The sequence below is a fragment of the Microbispora corallina genome (assembly GCF_016863035.1).
Classification (GTDB): Bacteria; Actinomycetota; Actinomycetes; order Streptosporangiales; family Streptosporangiaceae; genus Microbispora; species Microbispora corallina.
Window position 1 is genome coordinate 411,327 of sequence record NZ_BOOC01000001.1, and the last position, 14,746, is coordinate 426,072.

The following is a 14,746-nucleotide window of genomic DNA, read 5'->3' on the forward strand; positions in this document are numbered from 1 at the left end:
TCGCAGCCAGGCCGAAGATTGGTGGAACCGGAAGCCCGTGGGAAGGTCTCGAACCTTGCCACGGGCTTTCTTGCACCGCAGGCTCGCCGTCCGACGTCACGCGGCCGTACTGTCGAACGCATTGACGAAGGAGGACTCCGATGCGCAGCGTGACGTACTCGATGAGCGTCTCACTTGACGGCTACATCGTCGGGCCGGACGGCGACTTCGAATGGACGGCGCCCGACGAGGACGTCTTTCGCCTCGCCACCGACCAGATACGAGAGGTCGGCGTGCACCTGATGGGACGGCGGCTGTACGAGACGATGCTGTACTGGGAGACCGCCGACCAGGATCCATCCCTCGACGCCTTGATGCTCGAGTGGGCGGCGATCTGGAAGCGGCTCCCGAAGGTGGTGTTCTCCACCACGCTGCCGGCGGTGCAGGGCAATGCCCGCCTGGCCTCCGGCGGCCTGGCGGAGGAGATCGAGCGGTTGCGAGCCGAGCCGGGGCGGGCGACATCGCGATCGGCGGCGCGACTCTCGCCGCCGAGGCGGCCGCGTCGGGACTGATCGACGAGTACCGGGCCCGCGTCTACCCGGTGCTGGTCGGCGGTGGCATTCCGTTCTTCCCCCAGCGCGAGCGACGGGTGGATCTCGAACTCGTCGAGACCCGCACCTTCAGCTCGAAAGTCGTCTATCTCCGCTACCACGTGGCGCGCCAGGCCGTGTCGTAGAACGCCACCCCCCAGCGTGCCGCGGTTTTCCGCGTCGCCCGGAGGGCGGCGAACGATCCTCTCCGTGACGCAGGTCACATCCGGACCGCGTGAGGCGGCTGTCGATTTCCGGGGTGTCCGCACGACGACGTTCTGAGGCAGGACGCCACCGCCCACGCGGCGGACGGGCGCCGGCCCTACGGAACGCGGGAGAGGACACCGAGCATGAGCAGTGACGAGGGACGCGCACAACGGGCCGGCACCCGGGAGTGGGTCGGACTGGCCGTCCTGGCCCTGCCCACCCTGCTGGTGTCGCTGGACATGTTCGTGATGCTGCTGGCCCTGCCGCACCTCAGCCGCGCGCTGCACGCCACCGGCGTCCAACAGCTGTGGATCATGGACGTGTACGGGTTCATGGTGGCCGGATTAATGGTCACCATGGGCGCCCTCGGCGACCGCATCGGCCGGCGGCGGCTCCTGCTCGCGGCCGCCCTCGTGTTCGGCCTCGCCTCCGTTGGTGCCGCCTGGTCCACCAGCCCGCTCATGCTGATCGCTCTGCGGGCGCTGCTGGGCATCGCGGGGGCCGCGCTCACGCCGTCGACGCTGGCGTTGATCAGCCACCTGTTCCGGGATCCGCGGCAGAAGGCCGGCGCCATCGGGATCTGGGCGGGATGCTTCACGGTGGGCGCGATCATCGGGCCGATCGTGGGCGGGGCGATGCTGGAGCGCTTCTGGTGGGGGTCGGTGTTCCTGCTGGGAGTGCCGGCGATGGCGCTGCTGCTGGCCGTCGGGCCGGCGCTGGTCCCCGAGTACCGCGACGAAGCGGCGGGCCGGCTGGACCTGCGCAGCGTCGTGCTGTCCCTAGCCGCCGTCCTCCCCGCGATCCAGGGTGTGAAGTCCTTCGCCCGGGACGGCTGGGGGGTGACCCCGGCCCTGCTGCTGGCGGCCGGACTCGCGTTCGGTGCGCTGTTCGTGCGGCGCCAGCGCCGGCTCGCCGACCCGCTGGTGGACCTGCGGCTGTTCGCGAGCCGTACCTTCAGCGCCACGCTGGGCAGCATGCTCGCGTACTCGACGCTGTCCGGCGGCACGATGGTGCTGGTCGCGCAGTACTTCCAGCTCGTGGACGGCCTGCCCCCACTGCGGGCCGGCCTCGCGCTGGCGCCGGGCATGGCAGCCTCCGTGGCCGGGTTTCAGATCGCGCCGCTGCTGGCCCGCCGGGTCCGGCCCGCGTTCCTGATCGCCGGGGGGATCCTCATCACGGTCACCGGCCTCCTCGTGATGACCCGGTCCGACACCTCCGGCGCCTGGGTGCTGATCGTCGGCTTCCTGGTGAGCTGCCTGGGCACCGCTCCGCTGGTCACGCTGGGCACCAACCTGATCGTCGGCGCCGCGCCACCCGAGCGGGCCGGGTCCGCCGCGGCCCTGGGGCAGACGGCCGGAGAGTTCGGGTACGCGCTGGGCGTCGCGGTGCTCGGCAGCGTCCTGACCGTGGTGTACCGTTCCCGCATCCCGGCCGGTGCGCCACCGGCCGCCCGGGACAGCATCGCCGGTGCCACGCAGGCGGCATCCCACCTGCCGGCGCCCGCCGGCCGCGCCCTGCTGTCCGCGGCGCACGAGGCGTTCGTGGCCGGGCTGCACACCGCGGCCGGGCTCAGCGCCGCGATCCTCTTCGCGACGGCGGTCCTGCTGGCCGTGGTCCTGCGGCACCTGCCGCCGCTCGGGCAGCCGCCCTCCGATCCCGCGCCGGCCGAAGCGGCGCTCGCGGAATCCGTCCAATAGCTCCCCGAATCCATCCAGTAAGAAGTCCAGTACGAAAGGAACTGACATGACCCAGTACGCGATCCTGCTGTACGCGCCTGCTCCGGCGGACGTCGCCGACATGCCGGCCGAGGAGATGGAGGCCCACATGCGCCACTCCGACGACGTCGAGGAACTCGGCGGCCACATCGTGAGCGGGTACGCCCTGCACTCGAGTGCCATGGCTACCTCGGTACGCGGGGACACGGTCACCGACGGGCCGTTCATCGAGGCCAAGGAGGTCATCGCGGGCTTCTACATCCTGGAGGCGCGGGACCTGGACCACGCGTTGGAGATCAGCAGACGGAACCCGGCGACCTGGCGCGGCGGCGTCGAGATCCGCCCGCTGCTGGGATGACCGACGCCGGTACGGGCGGGGTCCACCGGGCCGTCGGGGACGCGCACCGGGACCACTGGGCGCTGATACTCGCCGCGACGACCCGGGTCACCCGCGACCTCGACCTGGCGGAGGAGTGCGTCCAGGAGGCGTTCGCGCAGGCCGTGGCCGGGTGGGCCCGCGACGGCACCCCGGACAACCCGGCGGCCTGGCTGGTCACCACCGCCCGGCGCCGGGCCCTGGACGCGATCCGCCGGGAGCAGGTGTTGCGGGCGAAGCTGCCGCTGCTCGCAATGCCGGACGAGACCGGCGGTGCCGCCGCGGATCCCGGCGACCACATCCCGGACGACCGGCTGCGCCTCGTGTTCACCTGCTGCCATCCGGCGCTGGCCCCGGACGCACGGGTGGCGCTCACGCTCCGGCTGGTCTGCGGGGTCGGCACCGGCGACGTCGCGCGCGCGTTCCTGGTCTCCGAGGCGACCATGGCGGCCCGGATCACCCGCGCCAAGAAGAAGATCGCGGCGGCGCGGATCCCGTTCCGGGTGCCGAAGGCGAAGGACCTGCCGGAGCGGCTCGACGCGGTCCTGTCGGCCGTCCACCTGCTCTACACGACCGGGCACACCGCGCCCTCCGGCGACCGGCTGCTGCGCGACGACCTGGTGGAGCGGGCGGTGCGTCTGTGCCGGACGCTGCACGCGCTGATGCCCGACGAGCCGGAGGTGTCCGGGCTGCTCGCGCTCGTGCTGCTCACCGACGCCCGGCGGGCCACCCGTACCGACGCGAGCGGCCGGCTCCTGCTCCTGGAGGAGCAGGACCGTACCCGCTGGGACCGCGCCGCCATCGCGGAGGGGCGGGAGCTGGTGCTGCGCGGCATGCGGCTGGGCCGTCCCGGCCGCTACCTCCTGCAGGCCGCGATCGCCGCGCTGCACGCCGAGGCGGCCCGGTACGACGACACCGACTGGCCGCAGATCGTCACCCTGTACGACGCGCTGCGTCAGGTGTGGCCGTCCCCGGTCGTCGAGCTGAACCGGGCGGTGGCACTGGCCATGGCGACGGACGCGGCCACCGGGCTGCGGGAGGTGGCGGCGCTGGAGGGCGACCCGCGGCTGGCCCGGTACCACTACCTCGCGGCGATCAAGGCGGACCTGCTGCGCCGGCTGGGCCGGTACGACGAGGCCGTGGCCGCATACCGTACGGCCCTGGAGCTGACCGGCAACGCCGCGGAACGGGAGTACCTGGCCGGCCGGCTCGCCGAGCTGTCCGACGCCGGGGACCCGCGCGGCGATCAGCCGGAGTGAGGGGCGTGGTAATTCGATTGACACCGGGGAGGGGCGGTCTGGAGGGTGGACCGGTGTTCGACGATCTGCCGCCGGATGTGCGCGCGGCCTTCGGGGTCACATCGGGGCCGGCGAGGCGGCTACCCGGAGGAGGTGGCACCAGCTGGCAGGCCGGTGGCCTGGTCCTCAAGCCCGCCCGGCATCCCGGTGTGGCGTCGTGGCTGGCGGAGGTCTTCGCCGATCTGCGCGGTCCCGGGTTCCGGGTGCCGCGGCCGGTGCGGGCGGCCGACGGCTCATGGGTCGCCGGCGGGTGGGCGGCGTGGACCGCGGTCGAGGGCACGCCGGAGCCGGTGGCGCGGTGGCCGGACCTCGTCGCGGCCAGCCGGGCCTTCCACGCCGCCCTGGCCGGTGTCCCCGCGCCTCGCTGGCTGGGACGCGGCCGGAGCCGTTGGGAGGTCGCCGAGCGGGTGGCGTGGGATCAGGCCGAGGTCGAGCTGGCGCCGGAGCTGTCGGATCTGGTGGACGAGTTGCGGGCCGCCACCCGGCCGGTGCGGTTGCCCGACCAGCTCGTGCACAGTGACATCGCGGGCAACGTGCTGTTCGCGCCCGGTCAGCCACCGGCGGTGATCGACTTCTCACCGAGCCGGCGGCCCGCGGGGTATGCGCTGGCGGTCGCCGCCGTGGACCTGCTGGCCTGGTCCGGGGCGTCGCCCGGCATCCTGGACGAACTCGCCGGCGAGGACGACATCGACCAACTGTTGCTGCGCGCCCTGATATGGCGCCTGGTCACCGAGTCGCTCGGGCGTCCCGACCCGGACAGCAGGCAGGCGGTCCGCCAGGCCAACGAATGGGTGGCCGAACTGCTGCTGTCGCGCGTGTCCGGCCGGCCCGCGGCCACAGGGCCGTCGACGGACGCCGAGATCGCCGAGATGGCCGGCCGCGCACTCGGCTGCGAGATCGCCGGGTTGCGGCCGGTCGCGGGCGGGCACAGCAGATCTCAGGCGCGGATCGCCGACCGGGCCGGGGGCGGTTCGGTCTTCGTCAAGGTGGGCGGGATCGCCGCCGAGCTCGGCACGGAGCTCGCGGTGTACGAGGCGCTGGGCGACCGGCCGTTCCTGCCGCGGCTGCTGGCGAGCACACGCGAACCGCTGCCGATGCTCGTCCTGGAGACGCTGGAGCCGGAGCACTGGCTCCGCGAGTGGACCCCCGGCCTCGTCGCGGCCACCCGGGAGCTCCTCCACGAGGTGCACACGCTGCCCGCGCCGCCCGGCGTGCCGGTGCTGCGGGCGAGGCCCAACCCCTGGGAGGCCGTCGCCGCCGACCCCGCACGCCTGCTGCGCATGCACGTCTGCTCCCGGCGATGGCTGGACGACCACCTGGACACGCTGCACGCCGCGGCCGCAGAGGCGCCCGTTGAAGGGGACCGCCTGATCCACCGCGATGTGCGCGCCGCGAACGTGTGGTGCCACGGCGGCCGGCTGGTGCTGGCCGACTGGGCGTCGGCGGCGATCGGCGATCCTTGGCTCGACCACCACCTGTGGCTCGTCGCCCTGCACGCCGAAGGCGGCCCCGCGCCGGACGCCGGCCAGGGACCGCACGCGGCCGGCCATGCCGCCCTGATCGCCGGGCAACAGCCCCTGCTCACCCCGGCGCGCGACGCGGACCCGATCCTGTTCGAGCAACGCCGGCGCCGCCTCACCGCCGCCCTGTCCTGGGCCGCCGGGCTCCTGGACATCCCGCCCCCGCAGCCGGCCGGTTGAGCCGCGACGCCACTCACGCCGGCCCCAGCGCGTCCGCCGGCTCCCCGGGATCCGTTATCGCGAGGTCAGGACGCAGAACTCGTGGCCGTCGGGATCGGCCATGACCACCCACTCGACGTCGCCCTGACCGATGTCGACGCGCGTCGCCCCGAGGGAGAGGAGACGCTCGACCTCCGCCTGCTGATCACCGCCGGCGGGTGGGGCGAGGTCGAAATGCAGCCGGTACTTCCCGGTCTTCGGCGCGAACGGCGGACCACCCCAGGTGATCTTCGGTCCACCGTGCGGCGAGCGGATCGCGGTCTCCTGGTCCTGGTCCCAGACCAGCGGCCAGCCCAGCGCCTTGCTCCAGAAGTACCCGGTCTCCTGCGAACCGTCGCAGGAGACCGCCCCGATGAACGGGCAGTCGGCCAGGAACGCGTTGCCGGGCTCGGTGACGCAGAACTCGTTGCCCTCGGGATCGGCGAGCACGACGTGCCCCTCCTCCGGACGCTGGCCGATATCGATGTGCCGGGCTCCGAGCCCGATCGCTCTCGCCACCGTCCGCTGCTGGTCCTCAAGGGACGTGCTCGTGAGATCGAAGTGCATCTGGTTCTGGCCGGTCTTCTGCTCCTGGGACGGAAGGAAGCGGATCCGGAACCCGGTGTCGTCGTCCGGCACGAGCGCGACGCCGTCCTGCGGGTCGCCGCTCATCTCCCAGCCCAGGACGCCGGCCCAGAAGCCCGCGAGGCCGAGGGGGTCGTGCGCGTCGAAGCAGAGTGCCCGAAGGTGACACGTCATTTCGCTCCGCACCTCCGATCTGCTGATTCGCCGCCGTGAAAAGGGCACACCCCGCGCCCAGGGAGAAAGCTAACTCCACGCGCGCGGGACCCGCCACGGAATATGGGCGGCACCCGGTCAGGCCGGCAGGCGGACGACCGGCCGGGCGGCGCCCCCTTCGCCCGCGGAAGCCGCTCCCGGGTACCGCGCCCGCTCCGCGCGCGGTTCGCGACGTTCGGACCTACGCTGGTCGTACCAGCCGTCCGGATCGCGATGCGGAGCGAACATGGCCGTCATGGAGGTCGCGAGATCGTACGCGGCAGCCGAGGATAACCGGACCATCCGTGAAGATCATTATGTCCTCGCCGTTCTGAACGAGGACGAGCAGGCCCGGCGCATGCTCACGGGGTGCGGTTTCATCCCGCCGGAGCCCGTACGGCACGACCCCCACGGGACCTTCACCATCGCCCCGACGCTCACGCACCACCTCCACTGGACCGACGGGCTGTACCTGGGGCTCGGCGAGACCGTCAACCGCAACCTCTGCTTCCTGCTGAGCTGCCTGATCGGCCCGGGCGGGCTCTACCGGTGGCTCCGTAGGAACGGCGCCGACTGCGACGCGCTGTGCCGTGACCTGACCGCCGAGCTCGGGCTGGACGAGTCCCTCCGCACCCGGATCGTCCACTGGTCCGACGAGGTGCTCCACCTCGACGCCGCGGAGGGCGCGGCGCTCATGAGAGAGCTGCGCTCACAGGGCCGCCGCTTCATGATGAACAGGAAGGACGACGGAACCTTCGTGGTGATCCCTGAAGCCGTCCGGCCCGAGACCGGGAACGGGCCCGCCTGACGGCGGAGCCGGCGGGCCGGCCGGACGTCCCGGCAGTTGGGCGGGAGGACAGCCGCACATGGCCCAAAAGGGAAGCAGCCGGCGGCTTTTGGGCGGCGTGAGACCCCGGCGGGACCGGCCGATGGCACTGCGCTGGGTAGAGTCGGAGGAACTGTCGGTTCCGAGCGCCGAAGGCATCCCATGACCACTTATTGGGATCTCAAGCACCGGTTGGGCGACGCGATCAACGCTCATGACATCCAGGGTGTGCTCGACTGCTACAGCCCGGACGCCGTCTACGTGGCGCCGTCGGGCGTGGCGGAAGGACACGAGCAGATCGCCTGGTTCTACGAGCAGTTCTTCACGGCCTTCGCGGACTTCCACGCGACGGCCTGGTTCGAGCTCGGCGACTGCGACAACCCCGCGGTCACCGAGTGGACGTACACCGGCACCCACACGGGGCCCATCCTCCTGCCGGACGGGCGGGAGATAGGGCCGACGGGACGCCACGTGAGTCTCCGCGCCACCTGCTCCACCTATGTCGAGAACGGCAAGATCACCACGCATCGTGAGTACTTCGACCAGCTGGAGCTCTACACCCAGCTCGGCTTCGGCCTGACCGACCTCAAGCAGGAGACGGTGGACGAGACGCCTCCGGCCGGACCGGCGCATCCCCCGTTCCACTCCACCCCGCGCCGCAAGACGCTGGGCATCTTCGGCAGACGTTGACTTCTCCGGCGCCGCCGCCCGCGCGGGCGGCGGCATGGCTCCCGGCGAACGGCGTCAGGCGGCGCGGCGCGTGAGCAGGCGGTTCGAGATGGCCGGGGCGACGATCGTGAGCAGCCAGAAGTACTTGGCCCACGACGTGCTGACGAAGCTCACCGGGATCGAGAGCAGGAACACCGCCGCCGCCGTGCCCGCGCCCACCAGCAACCGCCTCATGGCGTGCGGAGGCGCCTCCGGGCGCATGAGATGCGCGCGGATCGCGTGCCGCGCCATCAGGACCAGGAGCGACGCGATCCCGCTGATGACGACGGCGTACAGGACGGGACCCAGGACGAAGCGGCCGTCCTCGTTGTCCACCCGGGTGGCGAACGGCACGATCACGATCAGGAACAGCCAGCCGAGGTTGTACCGCCGCAGCGCCGCGTCCACCACGTGGATCTTCCGGAAGTACTGGTGGTGGGCGAGCCAGAACGCGGCGATGACGGCGAAGCTGATCACGAAGTTCAGGTACTCGTCGGGCAGCAACTCCACGAACCGGCGCCAGACCTCGGTGTTCGTCTCGCCGTGCGGCACCGGCAGTTCCAGCGCGAGCAGCGTCATCGCGATGGCGATCACGGCGTCGGAGAAGAAGACCAGCCGTTCCCGGACGTGCTGCCGGTCCTCTTCGTCCATGAAGTGAGGGTTCTCCTGGACGTCGGTCCTGTCCTGATCCACCACGCGTCGTAGTGTGCCACGGACACGGGCGGCGCTCATGGGCCCGGAGTCAGCCCGATGCCGACCGGGCCTGTTGGACACGGGGATATCCGCTGGACGGCGGGACACGGGAACAGGTAGGACACAGCGATGGTCATCCGACGCGCCGAACCGGCGGACGCCGAGGCGATCGCCGTCGTCCACGTCCGCTCGTGGCAGGCCGCCTACGCCGGCCTGATGCCCCAGGATCATCTGGACGGCCTGACCCCCGCCATGCGCCTCCCGCTGTGGGAGCGGTTGCTCCGGGAGCCCTCCTGGCCGCGTACGGGCTTCCTGGTGGCGGAGCGGGACGGCTCCGTGGCGGGATTCGCCGGGTTCGGCCCGGGACGGGACGCGGACGTCGCCCCCGAGACCACGGCGGAGATCACCACGATCTACCTTCTGCCCGAGATGTGGGGTGCCGGGCTCGGCTCCCGCCTGATGACGGCGGCGGTGGACGCGATGTCCGCCGCGGGGTACGAGCAGGCGACCCTCTGGGTCGTCGACGCCAATGCGCGCGCCCGCCGGTTCTACGAGCGCACCGGCTGGCGTCCGGACGGGGCGGTCCAGCGGGACGACTCGGACGGCTTCCCGCTGACCGAGATCCGCTACCGACGGGCGCTGGAGCCGCGCGGCTGACGCTGCACGGCGGCCGCGAGGTCGTTCAGCCAGCGCTCGTGGTTGGCCCTCAGGCGGGCCGGGCCGTACAGGAGGGGCAGGAACGGCCCGGCGAGCGACTCCTCGACCGTCACCCTCGTCCGCCCGCCGGGAAGGGGCTCCAGGACATGCCGGTCCACCGCCCGGTACACCAGGAACGTCCCGGTCCAGATCAGTTCGCGCTCCGGCTCCACCACGGCGAACCGCGAGCGCAGCGCGATCCCGTTCAGCCGCCAGCGGAACCGCTCCCCCGGCCGCACCTCGCCCGCTTCCAGGACGCGGATCCCCGTGGCCCAGCCGGCCCACGAGGCGAGATCCGTCATGACGGCCCACACGCGCGCCGGGGACGCGTCCACGACGAGGCTGGACGACGACACGAGCGGCGCCCGGTCGTCGATCCGGCCGCGACCGGCGTACGCGTCGTGCAGAACGGCCAGGGACGGCCCGGTGTAGAGCAGCTTGCCCGTCATCATCGCTCCTCGATGGAATCATCGCTCTCTTGCAAGAGCGATGCTCTCTCTTCATTCGCGGCACGTCAAGGGGCGGCGTAAAACGGATTGCTCCGGACGGGAGGCGAGGCGCCAGAATGCCTCATGCTGATCGACCACTGGCCCCTGCTCGGGCTGCGCCTGAGGACCGGCCGCCTCGAACTGCGACTGCCCGATGAGGAGGAGTTGGCCGAGCTGGCCGACGTGGCCGCGAAGGGGGTCCATGAGCCGGACCGGCGGCCGTTCCTGCGGCCCTGGAGCGACCTGCCTCCGGCGGAGCGGGCGCGTGAGGTGGTGCAGCGCCACTGGCGCCGTCGCGGTTCGTGGACGCCTCGGGACTGGTCGCTCGACCTGACGGTCTTCGAGGACGGCCATCCGGTGGGGATCCAGCAGGTCGGGGCGCAGGACTTCGGGATACTCCGGGAGGTGCGGACGGGGTCGTGGCTCGGCCTGGAGCATCAGGGCCGGGGCATCGGGCGGTCCATGCGGTCGGCCGTCCTGCATCTCGCCTTCGCCGGCCTCGGGGCCTCGGAGGCGACCACCATGTCGTTCGCGGACAACCCCGCCCCGCTGCGGATCTCCCGGCGGCTCGGCTACCGCCCCGACGGCATCGCCCGGGACATCGTGGATGGTGAGGCAGTCGTCACCGAGCGGCTGCGCCTGACCCGCTCGGACTGGGAGCTCACGGACCGGCCGGAGGTCTCGGTCGCCGGGCTCGGCCCCTGCCTGGCGCTCTTCGGCGCCTGAGGGGCCGCAGGTTAGACCTCGCAGGGGGAGGGGACGTTCCGGGCCTCGTCGACGGGCTGGGGGGCGGGGGCACTCGGGTGGCGCCTTCCCAGGTGACGGTCGGCGGGGCGGTAGCGGACCATGGCCAGCGCGAGGATCGCCAGCCAGAGGAGGACGCCCCCGACCGCCACCACGATCGCCGCCGGTTCCAGAACCACTATGTCGTACACGTCCATGGTGTCCTCCGCTTCCCTCGGCCGCGGGGGCCGCGACCATCCGTCTGGTAATTGTCCAGGGAAGTATCAGACTACTTAACGACTCCTTTTCTTGAAAGCTTCCAGACAGGGTGCGTCACTACCTTGTATGGAGACCAAGGAATGGTCAAGAAAAGGTAATGCCGATAATCACCAGCACGGTCCGGACGGATCGGCGAGGCCGGCCCGGAGCCGGGTCTCCTCGTCCCGACGGGACCCGCACGGAATGAACGCCGACAGCGAGAAGCCGCCCTCCCGGGTGGGAGCGGCCTCCACCCTGCCGCCCACGAGGCCGACCCGCTCACGCAGGCCGCCGAGCCCATAGCCGGACTCGACGTAGTGGGCCGGGCGACCGGCGGCCTCCTGCGCCGGCGCGCCCCTGCCGTTGACCACCCTCACCGCCACCTCGCCGTTCCGCAGGCCGCAGCTGACGTGGACGTCGGCGCCCGGGGCGTGCTTGCGCACGTTGTTGAGCCCCTCCTGGACGACCCGGTAGCTCGCGTGCTGGACCGACCGGGACAGCGCCTCCTCCGGAACGTCGAGCCGCAGGCCCACGCGCAGGCCCGTGGCCCGGGCCTCGGACACCAGGGTCTCGATGGCCGCCACGCCGGCGGCCGAGGCCGGCACCTCGTCGCTGCGCAGCACGGTGAGCAGCTCGCGCAGCTCGGTGAGGGCCTGGACGGCCTTGTCCTCGATGGTCCCGGCGAGCCGGCGGATCTCCCGCCGGTCGTCGGTGTCGGGAATGATCCCGGCGTTGAGCGCCATGGAGGTCACGGCGTGCGTCACGGTGTCGTGGAGCTCCCCGGCGATCCGCCGGCGCTCCCGCCAGGCGGCGCACTCCTCCCGCGCCCGCACGCCGGCCCGCAGCTCCTGGACCATGCCCCGGTAGCGGCACACCCACGTGCCGACGAGCGCGGGGAGGACCACGGGCATCAGCCCGCGGATCAGGCACAAATAGAGGTTCTCGTCGGTGTACGGGTTCACGTAGTCGACGGCCACGTACACGACGAGCATGCCGGCCGCCACCCACTGCCAGCGGCGGACCGTGTTGTACGCGGTCATGGAGTACGCCGCCAGGGTGAGCGGCACGACCACGCCCGTGACGCAGGCGCAGACGACCCCTGCGACGATCATCGGCCAGGCCAGGCGGCGGCGGAGCGGCATGGTCGCGGCCGTGACCACGCCCAGGACGATCTCGATGGGGTCGGGGACCGGCCCCCACAGCGAGAAGGTCCGGCCGATCAGCGCCGTGGGGATGACGGACGCGAGGACCGCCGCCACCAGGAGGAGGTCGCCGATCTCACCGGAGCCCCACCCGATGAACTTGGGGGACTTCTCCTTCACCGACGGCCACAGCCGTCGCGCGGGCGGACTGCCGGCCACCAGAGAGGACAAACCTTGGACATAGGGGGTCAGGGACCTCGCTCCGGGGCGGATCCTGACCAGGGGTTCGCTGATTCCGGAAAGACGCACGTTTCAGATTAAGTCGATCATATCCAGGCATTACAGCACCGGTAGGAAAATATGCATTTCCTTGGGGACTTCTTTGCGCCCGGCTAACTTTGTTTACGTATTTCCCGCGCTGACGTCAGCGTACGCCTTTCCTGGGGGAATCGGATGACGGGTGGCGGTTCTCCCCTCAACTGCTCGTGGTGCCGCTCGTGCGGGACCTGATCCCGCTGACGCGGCGCAGGATGTCCCACCAGAACGGCGCGCCGAACAGCAGGGCGATCAGCGTGACGAGGAAGCCCGGCCAGTGGCCCGGCGCCGACAGGCGGCTCCACCAGTCGCCCGCCTTCCACTGCCATGAGGGGGTGCCGTCGGTGCTCATGGTGACGCTGACCGGGGCGTGCGTGAAGATCTTGACGAACGCCGGGGTGCTGAGCACGTCGGTCACGCAGGCGTAGGCGTCCTGCTCGGGGGCGCACTGCTCCCGCAGTGGGGCCAGGGCCTGCGGACCCGACTGGGCGAAGGCCGTCACCTCGCTGCGGTAGGCGTTGTCCGTCAGCAGCGTCTTGCCGTACTCCAGGGCGTCCATGCTGAAGACGAGGGTCACGATGAGACCCAGCGCGACGACGACCCAGCGGACGTAACGCCGGTAGAGGAGGCTGAGGCGCTCCATCTCCCCGTCGAACCACTCCTCGATGCCCCGCCGTAACGCCTCCATGTCGTCGCTGGCCCTGTCGAGGACCGCCTTGAGGGGGCGGTAGAAGGGGCTCTTCAGGCTGTCGAGGTCGCGCATGAGCGCCTCGACCCCGCCGTACTCGGTCGCGATCTCCATGACGGCGACGGCGAAGCGGGCCGGCGGGATCTGGGCGATGCTCGTCTTCCCCCGCTTGGCATGGTCGATCTCCTGCAGCCGCTCGTAGAGCAACTCGGCCATCGACTTGCCCAGGCCCGGAGGCACGACCCGCGGCGCGACGTCCGCCGCCGCGTCGGGCGCGGCTGTCGCGGGCGATGCGACCCCGGCCTCCTGGGCGTCCGCCTGCCCGGCGGGCTGGGCCGGATCGGCGGCGCCGTCCGACGTGGCGGCCCCGGCGGCTGTCGCGGCCGTCGCGGCCGCGGCAGTTGTCGCGGGCGTCGCGGCCGTCGCGGCCCCGCCTGCTGCGGCGGCACCAGCGTCCGTGGTCGCTCCGGTGGCGGCGCCCGTGGTGTCGGTCAGCGACGAAGCCGGGACGGGCTCGGCCGGCCGCGGGAACTCCACGGCGTCCGCCTGCTCGGCCGAGTGCGCCGGGTCGAGATCGGCGCCGTCGACCGACGACATCACGACCCGCCCGTCCGTTGCCGCGAACTCCACGCCGTCCGCCTGCTCGGCCGTGTGCGCGGGGTCGAGGTCGCCCTCCCCCGCCGAGTCGCCCTCCCCCGCCGACAGGACGGGGACGCGGCCGGCCGCCGCTCCGAACTCGACCCCGTCCGCCCGCTCCGCCACGTGCCCGGGATCCGCCGCGACGCCGGTGGGGGCGTCGGCGGGGAGCGAGGCGGTGACGCGGGAGGACGGGCCGCCGCTCTCGGCAGGCACGGTCCGGGGCTCCGCGGGGCTCGCGGACGCCGACGGGTCTGGGGCGCCAGCAGGCGGAGTGGGGGACGCAGGCTCGCCGGGGCTCGCGGACGCCGACGGGTCCGTGGCGGAGGCCGGCGGAGTGGGGGGCGCGGGCTCCGCGGACGCAGTGGAGGGTTCGCCGGCCGGGGGGTCGCCCGCGGCCATCCGCTCGGCGGCGACCGAGTCCGGCGCGGGGGCGAGCGGAGGACTCTCCACGGGCGGCGGCTGCGGGTTGAACCGCGGCCGCGGATCCTTGCCGAACGGCAGCCTCGCGAAGACGCCGAGCACGGTCGCAGGAAGCCGGGACCGGCCCTCGGCGGGGGGCGGCAGCAGGTCCATCAGGGGCGCCCGGAGCCGGCGGCCCAGCCCCTTCAGCGCCCCGAGCACACGGTCGAGCACGCGCAGCGGTGCGGCCACCTTGTCGGCCGTCTCAGCCCCGTCCAGGGTGTCGCGCAGGTACGCCCAGAGGAACTTGCTGCGGATGCCGAGCAGCCGGACGATGCCCTCGTTGAGGCCGCTCACCAGAAGCGACAACAGGAGGAAGGCCAGGATCAGACCGATGGCGAGGTCCGCGTAGTACGAGATCAATGAGATCACCCGCACCGTTGATACACCGTCACTGATCGCGATGGCAACGCTTCGGACAATCACGGTCTCCTCCTCTCCCGGCATCCGG

Annotated in this window: 16 protein-coding genes; 10 read left to right on the forward strand and 6 right to left on the reverse strand. The window is 72.2% G+C overall.

The annotated features are described in order from the left end of the window. Positions 1-140 precede the first annotated feature (140 nt). From Mco01_RS01935 to Mco01_RS01955, 6 genes are all read left to right on the forward strand, one after another. Positions 141-551 carry a dihydrofolate reductase family protein gene (locus Mco01_RS01935; RefSeq protein WP_239103261.1) on the forward strand — a complete coding sequence of 137 codons (411 nt, stop codon included), beginning with the start codon at positions 141-143 and terminating at the stop codon, positions 549-551. Continuing rightward, on the forward strand, positions 551-715 hold the full coding sequence (locus tag Mco01_RS38860; RefSeq protein WP_239103271.1) for a dihydrofolate reductase family protein: 165 nt from the start codon (positions 551-553) through the stop codon (positions 713-715). Before Mco01_RS01935 ends, Mco01_RS38860 begins: the two co-directional genes overlap by 1 nt. A 204-nt stretch (positions 716-919) precedes the next feature. Then, on the forward strand, positions 920-2,473 hold the full coding sequence (locus tag Mco01_RS01940; protein ID WP_204055142.1) for an MFS transporter: 1,554 nt from the start codon (positions 920-922) through the stop codon (positions 2,471-2,473). 46 nt (positions 2,474-2,519) lie between these two features. Beyond that, complete coding sequence (locus Mco01_RS01945; RefSeq protein ID WP_204055143.1) at positions 2,520-2,849, forward strand: YciI family protein; 330 nt, start codon at positions 2,520-2,522, stop codon at positions 2,847-2,849. Next, positions 2,846-4,126 carry an RNA polymerase sigma factor gene (locus Mco01_RS01950; RefSeq protein WP_204055144.1) on the forward strand — a complete coding sequence of 427 codons (1,281 nt, stop codon included), beginning with the start codon at positions 2,846-2,848 and terminating at the stop codon, positions 4,124-4,126. Before Mco01_RS01945 ends, Mco01_RS01950 begins: the two co-directional genes overlap by 4 nt. A gap of 53 nt (positions 4,127-4,179) precedes the next feature. After that, on the forward strand, positions 4,180-5,865 hold the full coding sequence (locus Mco01_RS01955; protein ID WP_204055145.1) for a hypothetical protein: 1,686 nt from the start codon (positions 4,180-4,182) through the stop codon (positions 5,863-5,865). Between the two features lie 54 nt (positions 5,866-5,919). Here Mco01_RS01955 and Mco01_RS01960 read toward each other — a convergent pair whose 3' ends face one another. Beyond that, positions 5,920-6,642 (reverse strand): VOC family protein, encoded by a 723-nt coding sequence (locus Mco01_RS01960; protein ID WP_204055146.1) that lies wholly within the window; start codon positions 6,640-6,642, stop codon positions 5,920-5,922. Between the two features lie 274 nt (positions 6,643-6,916). On the opposite strand from Mco01_RS01960, the gene Mco01_RS01965 reads away from it, so the two are divergent. Both Mco01_RS01965 and Mco01_RS01970 read left to right on the forward strand, forming a co-directional pair. After that, positions 6,917-7,468 carry a hypothetical protein gene (locus Mco01_RS01965; protein WP_204055147.1) on the forward strand — a complete coding sequence of 184 codons (552 nt, stop codon included), beginning with the start codon at positions 6,917-6,919 and terminating at the stop codon, positions 7,466-7,468. A gap of 180 nt (positions 7,469-7,648) precedes the next feature. Next, the gene (locus Mco01_RS01970; protein WP_204055148.1) at positions 7,649-8,176 is read left to right on the forward strand and encodes an ester cyclase; all 528 of its coding nucleotides are present in this window, start codon (positions 7,649-7,651) and stop codon (positions 8,174-8,176) included. Between the two features lie 54 nt (positions 8,177-8,230). Here the strand turns inward: Mco01_RS01970 and Mco01_RS01975 are convergent, their stop codons facing one another. After that, complete coding sequence (locus tag Mco01_RS01975) at positions 8,231-8,890, reverse strand: TMEM175 family protein (RefSeq protein ID WP_204055149.1); 660 nt, start codon at positions 8,888-8,890, stop codon at positions 8,231-8,233. Positions 8,891-9,016: 126 nt separating this feature from the next. Between Mco01_RS01975 and Mco01_RS01980 the strand changes: the two genes are divergently transcribed. Further along, the gene (locus tag Mco01_RS01980; RefSeq protein WP_204055150.1) at positions 9,017-9,544 is read left to right on the forward strand and encodes a GNAT family N-acetyltransferase; all 528 of its coding nucleotides are present in this window, start codon (positions 9,017-9,019) and stop codon (positions 9,542-9,544) included. Here the strand turns inward: Mco01_RS01980 and Mco01_RS01985 are convergent. Beyond that, a complete protein-coding gene (locus Mco01_RS01985) occupies positions 9,514-10,032 on the reverse strand; it encodes an SRPBCC domain-containing protein (protein ID WP_204055151.1) in 519 nt (172 codons plus the stop codon). The two genes, Mco01_RS01980 and Mco01_RS01985, sit on opposite strands and share 31 nt — an antisense overlap. A gap of 123 nt (positions 10,033-10,155) precedes the next feature. Here Mco01_RS01985 and Mco01_RS01990 point away from each other — a divergent pair, with 123 nt between their 5' ends. Continuing rightward, positions 10,156-10,797: a GNAT family N-acetyltransferase gene (locus Mco01_RS01990; protein WP_204055152.1), complete on the forward strand. Its 642-nt coding sequence runs from the start codon at positions 10,156-10,158 to the stop codon at positions 10,795-10,797. An 11-nt stretch (positions 10,798-10,808) separates the two neighbouring features. On the opposite strand, the gene Mco01_RS01995 is transcribed toward Mco01_RS01990, so the two are convergent. The 3 genes from Mco01_RS01995 to Mco01_RS02005 all read right to left on the reverse strand — a co-directional run bounded on the left by Mco01_RS01995 (position 10,809) and on the right by Mco01_RS02005 (position 14,667). Then, positions 10,809-11,012, reverse strand: a complete 204-nt coding sequence (locus tag Mco01_RS01995) for a hypothetical protein (protein ID WP_204055153.1) — start codon at positions 11,010-11,012, stop codon at positions 10,809-10,811. 168 nt (positions 11,013-11,180) lie between these two features. Further along, positions 11,181-12,413 (reverse strand): sensor histidine kinase, encoded by a 1,233-nt coding sequence (locus Mco01_RS02000; protein ID WP_204055154.1) that lies wholly within the window; start codon positions 12,411-12,413, stop codon positions 11,181-11,183. A gap of 256 nt (positions 12,414-12,669) precedes the next feature. After that, positions 12,670-14,667, reverse strand: a complete 1,998-nt coding sequence (locus Mco01_RS02005) for a hypothetical protein (RefSeq protein ID WP_204055221.1) — start codon at positions 14,665-14,667, stop codon at positions 12,670-12,672. Positions 14,668-14,746 lie beyond the last annotated feature (79 nt).